This is a genomic window from Terrisporobacter hibernicus, assembly GCF_020809405.1.
GTDB lineage: Bacteria > Bacillota > Clostridia > Peptostreptococcales > Peptostreptococcaceae > Terrisporobacter > Terrisporobacter petrolearius.
In genome coordinates, this window is record NZ_CP081135.1 from 2458146 (window position 1) to 2475679 (window position 17534).

Sequence of the window (17534 nt, forward strand, 5' to 3'; positions counted from 1 at the left end):
TACACCTCTTTCACAATACTACTAAAAACTGACAAAACACAGTAACTAAATACAAAAAAATTCATATTATACTAATAGAGATTGGTATACTCTCTAATTTATATAATAAGGAGGATTAATAATGAATTGTATAGATAGTGTAACATTACCATTTAACGTAACTATAAATGTTCCAGAAGGATTTTACTATAATGATGAAAATCAACTTTCTGTAGCAGTATCAACTGATGATTTAAATATATATGTAGCAGAAGAAACTTTTATTACAAGTGATATAAAAAATCCATGTACAGGAGCGTCTATTCCTGATGTAACAGTGTATCTTGAAGAGATAAGAATGTCAGGAAGCTTAGCTTTTAGAATGGCTTTAAATGCACTAGTAAGTAGTTATAATTTTATGTTAGGAAGTCAAAGTACAGTAAATGATGATGGGTGGTCTTCAGGAGATGGTTTTGTACAAATCAAAGTAGTAGATGGAGGTGTGCTAAAGGACTATATAGTACTTGGCTATGTAAATCCACAAAATCCACAACCAATACCAACAAGAGAGGATATTTCAGTAGTTCTTGAGAACTATGATGTAATTGAACATACAATAGGAAATGAAAAAGTACTGGAATTAACAGGAGAGTTTTCTTTTGCCTTAATACCATAAAGGTAAGTAAATATGGTTAAAAATATATGTGTTATAGGGTTGGGATATATTGGACTTCCTACAGCAACCATGTTTTCTTTATATGGTCATAATGTGGTAGGTGTAGATACAAACAAAGATGTAATAGATAAACTTAATGATGGCAAAATAATAATACAAGAATCTAATTTAGAAAAATTGGTAAACTATGCAGTAAACCAAGGAAAATTTATTGGAAGCAACACACCTAAAGAAGCAGATGTATTTGTAATAGCAGTTCCTACACCAATAAAAGAAGATAAAAGTGCAGATATGGAGTATGTTATTTGTGCAACTAGATCAATTTTAAAATATTTGAGAAAAGGCAATATAGTTGTGTTAGAATCAACATCTCCTGTGGGTACTACAGAGGAAATTATGAAGCCTATAATAGAAGAAAGTGGATTTAAGGTAGGAAGGGAAATATTTCTTGGATATTCGCCAGAGCGTGTAATACCAGGAAATATAGTTTACGAATTAAAAAACAACGACAGAGTTATAGGTGGAATAAATGAAGAGTCTGCAAAAGAAATAGAAAAAGTTTATAAAACTATTGTGGACGGTAATATATATTTAACTGACTGTAAAACTGCTGAAATTTGCAAGTTAATGGAAAATACCTATAGAGATGTAAATATAGCTTTAGCAAATGAATTAATGTTAATTTGTGATAAATTAGGTATAAATGCCTGGGAAGTAATAGAATATAGCAATAAACATCCTAGGGTAAATTTACACATGCCAGGACCTGGGGTGGGAGGACATTGTTTAGCTGTGGATCCCTGGTTTATTGTGGAGAAAGAACCCAGTGTTTCTAAAATAATAAAATCTTCAAGGCAAATTAATGATTTTATGCCTACCTATGTATATGAGTCAGTTGAAAAACTTTTAAATAACAAAAAATATAAAAATGTGACTATTTTAGGAATAACATACAAGGCCAATATAGATGATGTAAGGGAAAGTCCTATTATAAAATTAATAGATTTATTGCTTGAAAATAACTACACAGTAAAAGTATTTGATCCTTTTGTTAAAGATTTTTACTTAAACAAAAACAATATTATTTCAGCTTGCCAAGATAGTGATTTATTAGTTTTAGGAGTAAACCATGATTGTTTTAAGGACATTCCTTTCCATGAAATAAAAAAAGTAATGAGAGGAAATATAATACTTGATACTAGACATTATTTAAATAAAAAAGAAATAGAGGGTAAAGGCTTTGTATATAAGCTTTTAGGATGTAAATAAAATAATAGGACTACTTCTTAATGGAGTAGCCTTTTTTTGTCTTATAAATTATGAAAAACTAAAATGTATTAATTTTTCAAAATTAATATTTTGGCGAAAAACTGTAACAAAATAGCCAATATAATCATATTTTAAAGTAAATAAGCAAGAAGCTTATTAAATATCAAAAAAGGAGAAGATATTATGTCAGAAAATACAAGTCTTTCTAGATTATTTGGCGGTTTTGACTGTGGATGTTTTGGAGGATGGTTACTACCAATAGTAGTTATATTTTTAATCTGTATGGTGGGAGACGATTTATTAGAATTTATATGCTGTGAAGACTCAGCAATAATATGGATTATAATAATCGTAATGTTACTATTCTTCCTACAAGAAGATGACTGCTGTTGCTAATTAAGCAAAAAGCTATGAAGGGGAAATTTATATTTCCAATTCATAGCTTTATTTTTTACAAAAACATTCATTTGATTTAATAGAGGCTATTCCACCATCTAAAACTTTTGCATCTATACCAAGATACTTTGCGTATGCCCATAGAGTAGGACTTCTAAGTCTTCCTTTTGAACATGCAATAACAATTTTTGATTTTTTGTTATTAGATATTTTTAATAATTCTAGTTTTATCTTTTTCATATTTTTTAACAAACCATAGATTATTACTATCTCCGCAATAATTAAATATTTGTGAAGAAAATCATATTGAATTCTATTAATAATGGGAACGTTGTATTGCAATTTTTTATCAAAATTATATTGGTCTTCAGTTCTTGCATCTATTGTAATTTCATCAGTAATATCATTGTATTTAATTAAATATTTTTTTAAAAATATTCTCATGAATTTATCTAATGTTAGTATCTTAATCCCTCCAAGCTAAAGTTTGTTTTAAGTATTTTATCATATATAGAACCTATTTCCTATGTAAATTTAAAGAGAATTTTAACTTTTTAAGATTATAGGTAACACTTTTATTTTTTAAACATATTATATAATAGAAGAGTTTTGCCAATTGTCATCTAGTGTGCTTACATAATCCAGGCAATCTCTTTTATGGTAAAGGGAGGTAATTACAATGAATAGTAGTTTGACTAGAATGTTTGAAGGTTTGGGAGGAACAGGCTGGTGGATAATAGTCCTATTCTTTTTATTTTTAGCTTTTCAAGAATGCTGGGCTGAGATCTGTATAACAGACTGGATCCCGTTTTTGATTTTACTACTAATTGTTTGCTCTTGTGGTGTTGGTGATAATGATTGTGGTTGTGGCTGTATGGAAAACAATGTGGACTATAATTGCAATTGCTAACTAAAGAGTAAAAGTAATACCTAGTTTAAGGTGAACTACTGCATATATATAAAGATCTTTTGCAGTAGTTCATCGTAAATTAAAAACGTTAATAAAAATATAAAAATATTTATTAAGTGAAAGATAAAAAAGATTATCACAAATAATTAAATTTGCATATTATATGTTAAGAGCGAGAGCTCGAGAAATATAATAAAAATATATATCAACAGGAGGTATACAACAATGTTAGACAGATTATTCGGAGATGAAGGATGTTTTGGCGGAGGAGCTTGGTGGATAATAGTATTATTTTTCTTATTCTTAGCATTTGGTGAAAGCTGGTGCGATATAGACATAATGGCTTGGATACCATTCTTAATCATACTATTAATACTTTGTAGCTGTGGTGACTGCTTCTAGACTAATCGAGAAATAAATCATAATAAGTAGGGGGATAAAATAATGTTAGATAGACTATTTGGTGGCTGTGGATGTGATGATGGAATATTTGGAGGATGGTGGATAATAGTGCTATTCTTCTTATTCTTAGCATTCCAAGATTGCTGGGCAGAAATAGATATTTGTGCTTGGATACCATTCTTAATATTATTATTAATAACAGTAAGTTGTGGTGGATTTTTAGAAGACGATTGCTAATTCAATCAAATTTACAGTTAATAGAAAAAATAAATAGATAAATAAGGATTAGCGTTAACTTATATTTTATAAGTTGGCGCTAATTTTTTGTGAATAAAATAGCAAAATTGTTAAGATTCAGTTGTATGAAAATGTATAAAGAAATATAATTAAGATAAGTACATAATAATTAATTTTAACATAAAACTTTTATTGAAAAAATTAGGGGGTACTTCATTATGAACAATGATTCGTTAAAAGAAATGGGCTTTGCAACTAAGGCAATTCATGCAGGAACTACAGAAAACACACCAGGAACATTAGCAACTCCAATCTATCAAACATCAACATTTTATTTTGACTCTGCCGAGCAAGGTGGTAAAAGATTTGCAGGAGAAGAAGGGGGATATATTTATTCACGACTTGGAAATCCAACAACAAAGGTTTTAGAAGACAAAATAGCTATGCTAGAAGGTGGGCAGGCAGCTGCTGCCATGTCTTCAGGAATGGGAGCCATATCTTCAGCTTTATGGACGCTTTTGAAAGCAGGAGATCATGTGGTAGCATCAAACACTTTATATGGATGCACTTTTGCACTACTTAATCATGGATTAACGAGATATGGTGTGGAAGTTGATTTTGTTGATGTTGCAGATATGGAAAATATTAGAAAAGCAATGAAGAAAAATACAAAGGTAGTTTATCTTGAAACTCCAGCAAATCCAACTATGTTAATTACAGATATACAAGCAGTAAGTAAGATTGCTCATGAAGTAGAGGGATGCCAGGTTATGGTGGACAACACTTTCTGCTCACCTTATTTACAAAGACCACTTGAGCTTGGAGCGGACATAGTGGTTCACTCTGCAACAAAATATATAAATGGACATGGCGATGTTATAGCAGGTATAGTTGTAGGAAGTGAAGACTATATAACTCAAGTGAAAATGTTTGGTATAAAAGATATGACAGGAAGTGTATTAAGTCCTAATGATGCCTTTTTAATGATAAGAGGAATGAAAACACTTCAAATAAGAATGGATAGACATTGTTCCAATGCTATGGAAGTTGCAAAATTCTTAGAATCACACCCTGCAGTAGAGAAAGTTTACTACCCAGGACTTGAAAGTTTTGAAGGTCATGAATTAGCTAAAAAGCAAATGAGTCAGTTTGGAGGAATAATGGCATTTGAAGTAAAAGGTGGAGTAGAAGCTGGTAAGAAATTAATGAATAGTCTTCATCTTTGCATATTGGCAGTAAGTTTGGGAGATGCAGAAACTCTAGTAGAACATGCAGCCTCTATGACACATTCGCCATATTCTAAGGAAGAAAGAGAAGCAGCAGGAATAAGTGACGGTTTAGTTAGAATTTCTGTTGGTTTGGAAGATGTAAAAGACATTATAGGTGATTTAAAACAAGGTCTAGATCAATTGATATAACTTGCTATAAAATAGTAAAGGGGTGGTGATATTGTATGTACAATATCACCACCCCTTTAGATTTTGTTAGTTTATTATAGTATATAACCTTACAAAAACTTAAAGTTAATATCCTAATAATTAATATATACTTTAATTAATTATATAGTTTTAAGTACAAAGGATTATCAATGGAGGTAAATCATGATTCAAATAAAAAATATAACAAAAACGTATAGAATGGGAAATGAAAAATTCAAAGCATTAGATGATGTGACTTTAGATATTGAAAAAGGTGATTTTGTAGCAATTGTAGGTCAGTCAGGTTCAGGTAAATCAACTTTAATGCATATAATAGGGGGTATAGACAAGCCTTCATTAGGACAAGTTTTAGTAGAAAATGAAAATATAAGTGAGTTTAACGATAAACAAATGTCTAAATATAGAAGTTCAAAAACAGGTTTTATATTTCAAAGCTTTAACTTAGAAAACAAACAAACAGCTTTAGAAAATGTAATGATGCCTCTTATATTCTCAGGAGTTGCCAAAAAACAAAGAAAAGAAAAAGCAATGAAATCATTAGAAATGGTAGGTCTTAAAGATAAAGTATTAAATACACCAACTCAACTTTCTGGTGGTCAAAGACAAAGAGTTGCAATAGCAAGAGCACTTGTAAACAATCCAGAAATAATATTTGCAGATGAGCCAACTGGAAATTTAGATTCTAAATCAGGAAACCAAATAATGAATCTTTTGCAAGAATTGAATAATAAAGGCTATACAATAATAATGGTAACTCATAATAATGAACAAGCAAAACTTGCAAAAACTGTTATAAAAATAAAAGACGGGAAGGTAGAGGGGATAGTAAAAAATGAAGATTAATGAATACATAAAGATGGGCTTTTCTAATTTAAATAAGAGAAAATTTAGAACTTTTTTAACATCCTTTGCAGTAGCAATAGGAGTAATGCTAATTATAACTATGGTAAGTTTAGGAAAGGGTGTAGAAAATTTAATAATAGATCTAACTAGTGAATTCAATAGTATAAATACAATATCTTTATTACCAAATAAATATGAAGATTTATCTGCTGAAGTTAAAATAAACGATGAAGAGGATTTAAGTGTTGAACCTAATGCTAAGAAAATAACAAAATCAACATTAGAGGCGTTAACTAAAAGAAAAGATATAGAAGATATTGTTGTAAGTTTTGAGACAAATGCAACTTCAATTAAACTAAATGATAAAAAAGTAAGTATGTTTGACATAAGTGCAATAGATACAAATTATAAATTCTATTCCAAGTTAACTGAAGATTCAGCGAAGGCAAAGTTGAATAAAAAAGATATAAAAGTATTATTAGATGGAAGATTTCCAAAAGATAATAAAAGTAATGAAATAGTTGTAACAGAATCATTAATGAAAAAACTTGGCTATAAAAAAGCAAAAGACATAATAGGAAAAGATTTGGAAATAATATCAGATAGATCAATAAGTACATTGAAAGAAGAACCGTTAACACTAAAGGCTAAAATAGTTGGTGTTGTAAATAAAGATATAGATTCGGGGGATACTGCCAAAACTACTGTAGCTGTAGCTAATAAAATAAATACTTTCTTCTATAGGGATAATAATTATACATATGAAAAAGTAGGAGCTTCTAATGTCAGCGTAAATGTGAATAGTGCAGATAATGTAAAAACAGTAAATACATATATTAACAAAAAAATGGGATACATGACTATGTCAATGGAAGATATATCACAATCAGTAAAATCAGTATTTATAGTAATTAAATCTGTACTTGCAATGGGTGGAATTATAGTATTATTTGTTGCATCCCTAGGTGTTATAAATACTATGGTAATGTCTATACATGAAAGAACTAGATCAATTGGTGTTATGAAAGCTGTTGGAGCATCAAAGAAAGATATAAAGAATATATTTTTAGTAGAGTCAGGAGTAATAGGATTTATAGGTGGATTAATGGGAGCAATTTTCTCAGTTATTAATTTACAAATTATAAAACTTATTGCATCAGCATTTATGTCATCTAAAGGAGTTGAAGATTTGTCCATGTTAGATACAATATTTATATCTCCACTTACAATAAGTTTAGTAACTATTTTATCTGCAGTTATAATAACTATTTTAGCAGGATTATATCCATCTTCTAAAGCTGCAAAATTAGATCCAATACAATCTTTAAAATACGAATAATATTTACAACAAAAACTACCTAGGTATAGTATATAGGTAGTTTTTGTTGTAAAATAAATAAAAAGATATATATATTAAAAACTCATCAGGAGGTTAGTCATGAAACAAATAAATATAGATGAATTAATCGAAGAGGCAAATAGATGTCTTAGTTGTAAAAAGCCAAGATGTAAGGCAAATTGTCCTGTGGAAACGCCGATTCCAGAAATAATAGACCTTTATAAAGCTGGGAATATAGAGGAAGCTGGACGAATCTTATTTGAGAATAATCCCTTATCAGCAGTGTGTGGAGTTATATGCCCTCATGAAGATCAATGTTTAGGAAATTGTATTAAAGGAATAAAGGATAAACCAGTGAAGTTTCATGAGCTAGAAACTCATATATCTAGTGAATATTTAAAAAATGCAAAATTTACACAACACAAAAAACTAGAAGATAGAATAGCAATTGTAGGTTCAGGACCTGCAGGAATTACTTTAGCATTTAACTTAGCTAAAAGAGGATATAAAATCACTATATTTGAAAAAAACGAAGCCATAGGTGGAGTACTTAGATATGGAATACCTGATTTTAGATTATCAAGAGAAGTATTAGATAATATAGAAAAAAGACTTTTAGATTTAAATGTGAAAATTAGATATAATGCATTAATTGGACCAGTTTTAACAATAGATAAATTGTTAGAAGATGGATACAAGGCAATATTTATAGGTACTGGAGTATGGAATCCAAAACCTCTTAGAATAAAAGGTGAAAGTTTAGGTGATGTTCACTATGCTATTAACTACCTAAAATCACCAAAGTCATTTAGATTAGGTGACAAAGTTATAATTATAGGAGCTGGAAATGTGGCAATGGATGCAGCAAGAACTGCAAAGTACTACGGTGCAAAAGAAGTTACTGTTGTCTATAGAAAAGATTTTGAACATATGACAGCTACTAATGCAGAAATAGAAGATGCAAAAGAAGAAGGGGTTAAATTTGAATTATTTAAGTCTCCTGTGGAAATAGTAGACGAAGGTGTTGTATTTATTGATACAAAGTTTGTTGAAGAAGATGGAAAAACGAAAATGGTCAATGTGGAAAATTCACAAAAGCTAATGGAAGCTGACTCTGTAATAATTGCTGTTAGTCAAAGTCCAAAAAACAACATTGTTTCAAATACAGAAAATATAGAAACAAATAGACATGGTTTAATTATTATAGATGATATTGGACACACAACAAAACAAGGTGTTTTTGCATCTGGTGATGTGGTTACAGGAGCAAGAACAGTAGTAGAAGCTGTGGCTCATGGTAAAAAAGTTGCTGATTCTATTGATGAATATTGTAGACAAAAATAATTAAATATATAGATAAAATAGCTAGATTGAAATGTGAAATATTTCGGTCTAGCTATTTATAATTTTGATACAAAAAATGCAAAATATATACTGATTAAAAGGTTACAAAGTGGTAAAAAGAGAAATTTTTTTGAAAAAAACTGTTACCAAGTGAATGTGTTGAAAATACTGGTGTGTAGCTTTGGGAAATAAGAGCATTTATTCAATTATGTTACTTATTTGTAAATTTTTTACTGTTAACCCCTTTAAAAAGTTACAGAAATGTAATATAATACATATATAAAGTTAAATGAAAACAGAGACAGAAATAATTTTTTATGTAAAATAGAGTCCTGAAAATTAATATAGGGGGAAGACGTATGTTCAAAAAAACTTTAAAAGCGACAGCACTTTTATCGTCATTGGCGATAATGGTAGGTATAGCTAAGCCTATAAATGTTGATGCAGCGACTACTTATGTAATGGCAACAGGAAATGTAAATGTTAGAAGTGGAGCATCAACTAAATATAAATCAATAGATAAACTTAAAAAAGGTAAAGCAGTAAAAGTATTATCTTCAAAAAGTGGATGGTACAAAGTACAACTATCTAGCAATAAAACTGGATGGTCTAGTAAAAAATACTTAACTACTACAAATGCTTCAGTAAAATCTACTGTAAACGTTAGAAGTGGAGCATCAAAAAAGTACAAGGTTGTAGATAAACTTAGTAAGGGAGAAAAGGTAAAAGTATTATCTTCTTCAGGTGATTGGCACAAAGTACAATTTGATGGTAATGAAGTTGGATGGTCTCACGAGGACTATATAAATAAAACAAGTTCATCAAGTTCATCAAATTCGGGATCATCAATGAATGTTGCAAGAAAACTTACTGTTAAAGCTTATGCATATACAGGTGGAGGATACACAGCAACAGGAACAAAAGCAAAATATGGAACATTAGCTGTAGATCCAAAGGTAATTCCTTATGGAACTAAAGTTTATATAAAAGAATTAGATAAAGTTTTCACTGCTGAAGATTGTGGTGGTGGAATAAAAGGAAATAAAGTAGATATATATATGAATTCGCAGTCTGCTTGCAGAAACTGGGGAGTTAAAACAATAACACTACAAATATTAAAATAAAATCACAGGAGTAAGGCATATGCCTTACTCTTTTTTACGTGTTAGAAAAAAAGATAGACCTTAAGAGTAGGACTTTATTTTTAACAAAAGAAGAAGTAATATATTAGTATAAAAATTTAAAGAGGGGATATTAAATATGTTTAACATAATGATAATAGACGACAATGAACAACTACAAAATGAACTGGGGAACATGTTATTTAATAATGGTTATTTAGTAACAAAAATAAAAGAATTTAATAATATATCTTCCCAAGTGGAAAATAATAATCCAGATCTAATATTGTTAGATATAAACTTGCCAAATGAAGATGGATTTAAAATTTGTACAGAGATAAGAAGTTTTTCAAAGGTGCCAATTATATTTATTACAAGTAGAGATACAAATGTGGACGAACTTATGGGAATTACTTTAGGTGGAGATGACTTTATAACAAAGCCATATAACACCCAAATACTTTTAGCGAGGATATCTTCCTTGCTAAAAAGAGCTTATCCCAATGATAAATCCATGGATATTATAAAATACAAGGGGTTAAAGCTTAACATATTATCAAGTACTTTAGAGCATGATGGAAAGATTGTTGAGCTTACTAAAAATGAGTTGAAGATTTTGCACTATTTACTTAATAACAAAGGAAAGATCGTGTCTAGAGTGGATATTATGGAATATTTATGGGATAGTTCTTTATTTGTAAATGATAATACTTTGACTGTTAATATAACAAGAATAAGAAATAAGATAGAAGAAATTGGCCTAAGTGATTTTATAAAAACTAAAAGAGGCCAGGGATACATAATATGAGTTTAAAAGAATACTTAAAAAGTAAAATTAGTGTAATATTCATAAATATTATCTCATTAATAACACTTGTAGTTTTCTTGTTTAGCATTGGAAATACTTTTGAAAGTGTAAAGGTTATTGTGATTTCTTGGATTATAGTACTTACATTGTTTTTTACTTTTGAATATAAAAAAAGAAATGATTATTTTAACGAAATCTCAAAATGTACAGATAACCTAGATAAGAAATATTTAATTAGTGAAATTATAGATGAACCTCCCTATGTGGAGGCAGTTCCATATTATTACTTATTAAAAAAATCTAGCAAGTCCATGAGAGAAGAAATTAATAAAATACAAAAACAACGTAAAGATTATAAAGAATATATAGAACAGTGGATACACGAGGTAAAAACACCCATATCATCTATTAAATTAATAGAAGAAAACAATAAAACAACTACTTCTAGAGCAGTACTACAACAGTTAGAAAATATAGATGCTTATGTTGAGCAAGCTTTATTTTATGCAAGAAGTGAAGATGTGGAAAAAGATTATCTTATTAAAGAAATATCTTTAGAAGAATGTGTAAATAGGGTTATTATAAAAAACAAGCAACTATTAATATTAAATAGTATAGATATCGAAACTGAAAATATAAATAAAAGCATTTATTGTGATAGCAAGTGGTTAGAGTTTATAATAAATCAAATCTTGGTTAACTCTGCAAAATACAGAAAAAATGAATCACCAACTATAAAAATATACGCTAAGGATATTAAAAATGGAACTCAACTAATTATAGAAGATAATGGTATAGGAATACCAGAAAATGAAATAAATCGTGTATTTGAAAAAGGATTTACAGGAAATAAAGGACGCACAAACACTAAATCAACAGGAATAGGACTGTATTTGTGCAAGAAGTTATGTGATAAACTGGGGCTATTAATATGCATAAGTTCTAAAGAAAATAAATATACAAAAGTTATTATTACTTTTCCAAAGGGAAGCTTTTGTAAATTTGAAAAAAAGGATCTTACTTAAGTTCCTTTTTTTATGTAATAGACCACTAGGTGACAACATCGTAACTTTAAAGTAACATTACATCGAATCAGCTAATAAGAAAATAAGGTAAGATAAAGGGGAGGTGATATTGATGAGTGAAATACTAAAAATAGAAAACATAGAAAAATATTATGGTAACAAAGGAAATATAGTTAAGGCAATAGATGATATAAGTTTTAACGTGGAAAAGGGAGAATTTATAGGGGTTATGGGTCCATCAGGATCAGGAAAAACAACATTGTTAAATACCATTTCCACTATAGATGAAGTTAGTTCTGGTCATATTTATTTAGATAAGCAAGATTTAACAGAAATAACTCCAAAGAAGATAGCAAAGTTTAGAAGAGAAAATTTAGGATTTATTTTTCAAGATTTTAATTTATTAGATACTTTAACTATACATGAAAATATTGCGCTGGCCCTTACAATTAATAGGACTAAAAAAACAGAAATAGATGAAAAAGTTTTAAATGTGGCAAAAGAGTTGGGTATTGAAGATTTACTTTCAAAATATCCTTACGAAGTATCTGGTGGGCAAAAACAAAGAACTGCTTGTGCAAGAGCGTTAATAACAAATCCAAAAATTATTTTAGCTGATGAGCCAACAGGGGCTCTAGATTCTAGGTCAGCACAAATGCTTATAGAGATGATTTCAAACATGAATAAAGACTTAGGAGCTACAATATTAATGGTAACTCATGATTCATTTACAGCAAGCTATTGTGATAGGATTTTATTTATTAAAGATGGAAAGATTTTTACTGAACTAATAAAAGGTAAAAATACTCGTAAGCAATTCTTCAATCAAATATTAGATGTGGTTGCATTGTTAGGTGGTGACGTTAGGGATGTACGTTAAACTAGCACTGGGAAATGCAAAAAAATCAATTAAAGACTACTTAATATATTTTATAACTATAACTTTATGTGTAAGTTTATTTTATGCTTTTATGTCTTTATCAAGTTCAAGTTATGAACTTATAACAGAAAAATCCTATAAATTTGAGGTGTTAAAAGCAATATTAAAATATTCAACTTATGTAATAACAGGAGTTTTGATAATTCTAGTCGGTTATGTAAATAAATATATGATGAAAAGAAGACAAAGAGAATTTGCTACATATATATTACTTGGAAGTGAACAAAAAAGTGTGGCTTTAATGTTTTTTATTGAAACGTTAATAGTTGGGATAATGGCTATAATATGTGGAATATGCATAGGAACTTTGTTTTCGCAAGTAGTAACGGCAATAGTTTTAGTTACAGCCAAACAAGAAGTAGTATTTAACTTTAGGCTGTATATGGATACTGTTGCTATAACTTTTATATTTTTCATATCCATGTTTTGTATAATTGGAGTTTACAATATTAGAGTTTTGAGAAAATTAAAGCTGATTAATATGATGAACATGGAGAAGAAAACAGAGTTTCAATTTAAAAGAAGTGGTAAGTTTTATGCAATAGTGTTTGGATTGTCAGTGATTTTATATAGTGTGGGAGGATACTGTACTTATAAACTTATTAACAATAAGGGATACTCAGCGTTGGATTATAAAAACGGATTGATATTCCAAGTAATATCCCTAGTAAGTTTTATAGTAGCTACATACCTACTTTTTTATTCTATAGCATATATAATGATTTTTATAAAAGAGAGATGTATTAATTTTAAATACGAAAATACAAATCTTTTTTTAATAGGAGGTATAGTATCAAAAATAAAAACAGCCCCAATCCTAATGGGTACTATTTGTATAACATTTTTAGGTGCAGCTATTAGTTTTATGCTAACTCTTGTAATGAGTCAATGGAGCATAGGATATCTTGACTATAGAGTACCTTTTGATATAGATGTGAGAAATGAATATAGTTATAGACTTGATGAAAATACAAGTTTAGAGGATATTAAGGACATACCTAAAATAAATTATGATGAAGTTATAAAATACTTAAATGATAATAATTATGGTGTTGAAGAGTATTGTCAGGTAGAAAAATACTTTTTGGATAAAGATGATTTTTATATAAGAGATGTGGACAATGTACCTATAGTTGCAGTGAAACTAAGTGATTTCAATAAGCTAAGAAGTATGTTAGGTTATAAGGAGATTTCCCTAAAAGATAATGAATTTACTACTCAGTGGCAAAAAATCATAAAGGAAGATGATATAAAAAAATCAGTAAAGAAAAATTCAGTTATAAATGTAGATGGGGAAAAATTAAACATTAGTAATACCGGCTATTACACAGAGTCCTTTGGAGAGGGAATTTACAATATTCAATCAGATCATATTATAGTATTGCCAGACAAGCTATGTGAAAATCTATCCCTTGCAAGTACTAATTTATTAGTTAATACAAATAAGGAAGTAGATTTTGAGAAAATCATAGAATTTAAAGGTAAATATATATATGATTGGTTTAAAAATAATAATGAGAATTTAACAAAAAAATATAAAAATAAAGATATAAGTGAATATTTAATTGACACTAGAGTGAAATCTTTTGAAACTAATAATATATTAAATGCAACTTTAGCCATGAGGATTTTAGGAATATATTTAGGAACAGTTTTACTTATGATTAGTTTAACAGTTCTTGCCCTTCAGCAACTTTCTGATTCCATAGAACACAGCAGTAGGTTCAATGTACTTAAAAAGTTGGGAGTGAAAGAGGATGATATTAATAAAATAATTTTAAAACAAATATCCATATATTTTGTAATTCCCATATTTATAGCTTTAATTGGCTTTGTAATATTTATATCTAATTATTATATTTTAAATTCTGAAATAATTAATTCTTATATAGGTGATAAAGCCTTTGTAATTAACATTGTAATAGCCATGATTTTAATGATATTTATATATGTGTGCTATTATGCAGGCACTTATTACACATTCAAAAGAAATATAAAATCTAAAGAATATTAAAATATATAAAAAAGTCAGGTAGATAAAATTAATCTACCTGGCTTTTTTACATGTTATGAGAATATAGTTCTATTTAGGCTGTTGATAAGTTCTCGAATTAAGTTATATCAATTTAATTATCAAAATGATAATAAAACTATTGAAATTAAAAATATAAAATGTTACAATTCAATTATCAAAATGATAATAAAAAATGGTGGGAGGAAGAAGATGAAATTAAAAAGAAAATTATTAGCACTAGGACTAGTGGGGACTATGGTTTTTGGTGTTGGATGTTCTGCATCACAGGAATCGTCTAGTAGTTCTAGCATAACAACAATGAATATAGCAGCAGGTGGAGACGCAGTTAATCTAAATCCACTTTATGCAAATGATAGAGTTTCACTAACAGTTATGAATGCTTTATACAATCCATTATATGTTGTAGATAAGAAGGGTGAGAAAACATTCTATCTAGCAGAGGATGTTAAAGTATCAGATGATTTTTTAACATATACAGTTAAATTGAAGTCCGGTTTGAAATGGCATGACAAAGAAGCTTTAACAGCAGACGATTTAATATTTACTATGGAAAGTATATTAGATAAAAAGCAAGCATCAATAAATAGAGGGAAATTTGTTATAGAAGATACACCAGTACAAGTGAAAAAAATAGATGACACTACAGTAGAATTTAAATTACCCGTAGTATCTACTTCATTTGAAACTATGCTAGGAAATATAAGAATAATACCAAAGCATATATATGAAGACGAAAAAGATTTAGCTAAAAGCGATAAGAATAATTCTCCAGTAGGTAATGGTGCATACAAATTTAAGGAATACAAAACTGGAGAATTAATAACTTTAGAAAGATTTGATGATTATTATGGTGAAAAAGGAAATTTACAAACTATTACATATAGAGTTATAGCTGATTCAAACTCTGCTAATATGGCTCTTCAAAATGGAGAAATCAATGCTAAATATGTTCAACCAGATGAAATATCAGACATTGAAGGAAAAGATAATATTGAATTAATAGAATTTGATGAAGGTATGGTTGATAACATTATATTTATGCAAAATGTAAATGACACTTTAAAAGATAGTAAGGTAAGACAGGCTTTATCTTATGCTATAAATAAAGACGAAATAATTACAGCAGCATATAAATCAGAAGAATATGCAAATAAAGCTTATTCATTATTTGCATCAAACGCAATGTCTTACACTGACCATGTTGAAAAATATGAGCAGGACAAAGATAAATCTAAAAAGTTATTAAAAGAAGCTGGAGTAAGTAATCTAAAATTAAAATTAGCTTATTCTACTCATAAAACTCAACAAGAGAAAACAGCTTTAGTTATACAAAGTAACTTGAAAGATGTTGGAGTGGAAGTAGAATTAAAACCAATGGAGAAAAGTGCTTTCTATGGTGAATTACATGATGGTAAAAATGCAAGTTTTGATTTAGCTTTAAATGGTTATGTAATGGGAAGTGAGCCAGCAGAATATGCTTCACTATTCATAAGCGATGGAAGTGATAATATGTCTGGATATGCTAATAAAGAAATAGATAAGAAATTCAAAGAAGCTTTAAAAGAAACAGATAATGATAAAAGAGATGCTTTATACAAAGAAATACAACAAATTTTAGCGAAAGATGCAGCGCTTTACCCAATAAGCTACCCTAAATCAATAATAGCAGTGGATAAGAAATATGATACAACAAAAGCAAACTTAGCACCTGTATTTATGTTTAGAGATTTAAATGGTATAAAAGTTAAAAACTAATATGATATGAAAAATAGCCCTATATTTTGGGCTATTTTTTACAATAAAAATAGGAGAGCAATATGAAAATTAAAGTTATAAAAAGATTATATGGATTAATCCCCATGCTATTCTTTATATCATTGGTGTCATTTCTGTTAATGCAAATGGCTCCAGGGGATCCATTGCAAGTCTATATAACACCTCAAATGAACCCAGATGATATAGAAAGAATAAGAGTTAGCATGGGGCTAGATAAACCCATATTTATTCAGTATTTTAGGTGGCTAATAAATGCATTGCAAGGAAACTTAGGATATTCCTTAATTAGTCATAGACCAGTTATACAAGTGATTATGGAAAGACTTCCAAATACACTTTTAATTACAGTTACAGCCTTAGTATTATCAATATTGGTGGCAATACCTGTTGGACTTGTGACAGGATATAAAAAAGATTCTACAATAGATAAATTATTAAACATTGTTTCATATATAGGAATATCAATACCAAGCTTTTGGTTTGCAATGATACTTATATATACATTATCTTTAAAATTAGGTTTACTTCCTAGTATTGGAATGACAACAGCAGGAGTAGAAAATACTGTGGACTTACTAAAACATATGGTAATGCCTGTAATTATTCTTAGTTATTATAATATATGTGTGTTTACCAGATATATAAGGTCAAGTACTATAAGTCAACTTAGGGAGGACTATGTGCTTACACAAAGGGCCTATGGTGCAACTACTAAAGATATATTATTTAAACATGTACTAAAAAACACCTTATTACCTGTCATAACAATATTTGCTATGTCTCTTCCACAACTTGTAACAGGAGCCTTTATAACAGAGACAATTTTTGGTTGGCCTGGAATGGGGCAGCTGGGCATAAACTCAATCTTTGGTTATGATTATCCTGTAGTTATGGGGATTACTATGTTCTCCTCTTTTATATTAATAATAGGGAATCTAATGGCAGATCTATTATACGAATTAATAGATCCAAGAATTAAAGGATAATGGGAGGAG

The 17534-nt window shown here is 28.9% G+C and carries 18 protein-coding genes; 17 read left to right on the top strand and 1 reads right to left on the bottom strand.

Annotated elements, in window-relative coordinates:
• Positions 1–121 precede the first annotated feature (121 nt).
• From JW646_RS12080 to JW646_RS12090, 3 genes are all read left to right on the top strand, one after another.
• Positions 122–655: a hypothetical protein gene (locus JW646_RS12080; RefSeq protein ID WP_148555959.1), complete on the top strand. Its 534-nt coding sequence runs from the start codon at positions 122–124 to the stop codon at positions 653–655.
• Between the two features lie 12 nt (positions 656–667).
• Positions 668–1924, top strand: a complete 1257-nt coding sequence (locus tag JW646_RS12085; RefSeq protein WP_228415296.1) for a nucleotide sugar dehydrogenase — start codon at positions 668–670, stop codon at positions 1922–1924.
• 183 nt (positions 1925–2107) lie between these two features.
• Positions 2108–2320, top strand: coding sequence for a hypothetical protein (locus JW646_RS12090; RefSeq protein ID WP_148555961.1), 213 nt, complete (start codon positions 2108–2110; stop codon positions 2318–2320).
• A 48-nt stretch (positions 2321–2368) separates the two neighbouring features.
• Here JW646_RS12090 and JW646_RS12095 read toward each other — a convergent pair whose 3' ends face one another.
• Positions 2369–2764 carry a rhodanese-like domain-containing protein gene (locus JW646_RS12095; RefSeq protein ID WP_074914374.1) on the bottom strand — a complete coding sequence of 132 codons (396 nt, stop codon included), beginning with the start codon at positions 2762–2764 and terminating at the stop codon, positions 2369–2371.
• Positions 2765–2999: 235 nt separating this feature from the next.
• On the opposite strand from JW646_RS12095, the gene JW646_RS12100 reads away from it, so the two are divergent.
• The 14 genes from JW646_RS12100 to JW646_RS12165 all read left to right on the top strand — a co-directional run bounded on the left by JW646_RS12100 (position 3000) and on the right by JW646_RS12165 (position 17525).
• Positions 3000–3230, top strand: coding sequence for a hypothetical protein (locus JW646_RS12100; RefSeq protein ID WP_228415297.1), 231 nt, complete (start codon positions 3000–3002; stop codon positions 3228–3230).
• Between the two features lie 225 nt (positions 3231–3455).
• The gene (locus JW646_RS12105; protein WP_139216720.1) at positions 3456–3632 is read left to right on the top strand and encodes a hypothetical protein; all 177 of its coding nucleotides are present in this window, start codon (positions 3456–3458) and stop codon (positions 3630–3632) included.
• Positions 3633–3674: 42 nt separating this feature from the next.
• On the top strand, positions 3675–3869 hold the full coding sequence (locus tag JW646_RS12110) for a hypothetical protein (protein WP_148555962.1): 195 nt from the start codon (positions 3675–3677) through the stop codon (positions 3867–3869).
• A 218-nt stretch (positions 3870–4087) separates the two neighbouring features.
• Complete coding sequence (gene megL / locus JW646_RS12115; protein ID WP_228415298.1) at positions 4088–5287, top strand: methionine gamma-lyase; 1200 nt, start codon at positions 4088–4090, stop codon at positions 5285–5287.
• Positions 5288–5470: 183 nt separating this feature from the next.
• Positions 5471–6151 carry an ABC transporter ATP-binding protein gene (locus JW646_RS12120; protein WP_074914384.1) on the top strand — a complete coding sequence of 227 codons (681 nt, stop codon included), beginning with the start codon at positions 5471–5473 and terminating at the stop codon, positions 6149–6151.
• Positions 6141–7490, top strand: coding sequence for an ABC transporter permease (locus tag JW646_RS12125; RefSeq protein ID WP_228415299.1), 1350 nt, complete (start codon positions 6141–6143; stop codon positions 7488–7490). Before JW646_RS12120 ends, JW646_RS12125 begins: the two co-directional genes overlap by 11 nt.
• Positions 7491–7589: 99 nt before the next feature.
• Positions 7590–8834 carry an NAD(P)-dependent oxidoreductase gene (locus JW646_RS12130; protein WP_148555966.1) on the top strand — a complete coding sequence of 415 codons (1245 nt, stop codon included), beginning with the start codon at positions 7590–7592 and terminating at the stop codon, positions 8832–8834.
• 359 nt (positions 8835–9193) lie between these two features.
• Positions 9194–9958, top strand: a complete 765-nt coding sequence (locus JW646_RS12135) for an SH3 domain-containing protein (RefSeq protein ID WP_074914392.1) — start codon at positions 9194–9196, stop codon at positions 9956–9958.
• Between the two features lie 136 nt (positions 9959–10094).
• Complete coding sequence (locus JW646_RS12140; RefSeq protein WP_148555967.1) at positions 10095–10763, top strand: response regulator transcription factor; 669 nt, start codon at positions 10095–10097, stop codon at positions 10761–10763.
• Positions 10760–11788 carry a sensor histidine kinase gene (locus JW646_RS12145; protein ID WP_148555968.1) on the top strand — a complete coding sequence of 343 codons (1029 nt, stop codon included), beginning with the start codon at positions 10760–10762 and terminating at the stop codon, positions 11786–11788. The genes JW646_RS12140 and JW646_RS12145 overlap by 4 nt, the downstream gene beginning before the upstream one ends.
• Positions 11789–11900: 112 nt before the next feature.
• Entirely contained in the window at positions 11901–12668 is a 768-nt protein-coding gene (locus JW646_RS12150) for an ABC transporter ATP-binding protein (RefSeq protein WP_187359162.1), read from the top strand.
• Complete coding sequence (locus JW646_RS12155; protein WP_228415300.1) at positions 12658–14742, top strand: FtsX-like permease family protein; 2085 nt, start codon at positions 12658–12660, stop codon at positions 14740–14742. The genes JW646_RS12150 and JW646_RS12155 overlap by 11 nt, the downstream gene beginning before the upstream one ends.
• 210 nt (positions 14743–14952) lie before the next feature.
• The gene (locus JW646_RS12160) at positions 14953–16518 is read left to right on the top strand and encodes an ABC transporter substrate-binding protein (protein ID WP_148555971.1); all 1566 of its coding nucleotides are present in this window, start codon (positions 14953–14955) and stop codon (positions 16516–16518) included.
• 62 nt (positions 16519–16580) lie between these two features.
• Positions 16581–17525, top strand: coding sequence for an ABC transporter permease (locus JW646_RS12165; protein WP_228415301.1), 945 nt, complete (start codon positions 16581–16583; stop codon positions 17523–17525).
• The last annotated feature ends 9 nt before the right edge of the window (positions 17526–17534 follow it).

Bases quoted from the DNA above. Each gene is read 5' to 3' on its own strand.
- JW646_RS12080 (WP_148555959.1), top strand. From the start codon at position 122: ATGAATTGTATAGATAGTGTAACATTACCATTTAACGTAACTATAAAT.
- JW646_RS12085 (WP_228415296.1), top strand. From the start codon at position 668: ATGGTTAAAAATATATGTGTTATAGGGTTGGGATATATTGGACTTCCT.
- JW646_RS12090 (WP_148555961.1), top strand. From the start codon at position 2,108: ATGTCAGAAAATACAAGTCTTTCTAGATTATTTGGCGGTTTTGACTGT.
- JW646_RS12095 (WP_074914374.1), bottom strand. From the start codon at position 2,764: ATGAGAATATTTTTAAAAAAATATTTAATTAAATACAATGATATTACT.
- JW646_RS12100 (WP_228415297.1), top strand. From the start codon at position 3,000: ATGAATAGTAGTTTGACTAGAATGTTTGAAGGTTTGGGAGGAACAGGC.
- JW646_RS12105 (WP_139216720.1), top strand. From the start codon at position 3,456: ATGTTAGACAGATTATTCGGAGATGAAGGATGTTTTGGCGGAGGAGCT.
- JW646_RS12110 (WP_148555962.1), top strand. From the start codon at position 3,675: ATGTTAGATAGACTATTTGGTGGCTGTGGATGTGATGATGGAATATTT.
- megL (WP_228415298.1), top strand. From the start codon at position 4,088: ATGAACAATGATTCGTTAAAAGAAATGGGCTTTGCAACTAAGGCAATT.
- JW646_RS12120 (WP_074914384.1), top strand. From the start codon at position 5,471: ATGATTCAAATAAAAAATATAACAAAAACGTATAGAATGGGAAATGAA.
- JW646_RS12125 (WP_228415299.1), top strand. From the start codon at position 6,141: ATGAAGATTAATGAATACATAAAGATGGGCTTTTCTAATTTAAATAAG.
- JW646_RS12130 (WP_148555966.1), top strand. From the start codon at position 7,590: ATGAAACAAATAAATATAGATGAATTAATCGAAGAGGCAAATAGATGT.
- JW646_RS12135 (WP_074914392.1), top strand. From the start codon at position 9,194: ATGTTCAAAAAAACTTTAAAAGCGACAGCACTTTTATCGTCATTGGCG.
- JW646_RS12140 (WP_148555967.1), top strand. From the start codon at position 10,095: ATGTTTAACATAATGATAATAGACGACAATGAACAACTACAAAATGAA.
- JW646_RS12145 (WP_148555968.1), top strand. From the start codon at position 10,760: ATGAGTTTAAAAGAATACTTAAAAAGTAAAATTAGTGTAATATTCATA.
- JW646_RS12150 (WP_187359162.1), top strand. From the start codon at position 11,901: ATGAGTGAAATACTAAAAATAGAAAACATAGAAAAATATTATGGTAAC.
- JW646_RS12155 (WP_228415300.1), top strand. From the start codon at position 12,658: ATGTACGTTAAACTAGCACTGGGAAATGCAAAAAAATCAATTAAAGAC.
- JW646_RS12160 (WP_148555971.1), top strand. From the start codon at position 14,953: ATGAAATTAAAAAGAAAATTATTAGCACTAGGACTAGTGGGGACTATG.
- JW646_RS12165 (WP_228415301.1), top strand. From the start codon at position 16,581: ATGAAAATTAAAGTTATAAAAAGATTATATGGATTAATCCCCATGCTA.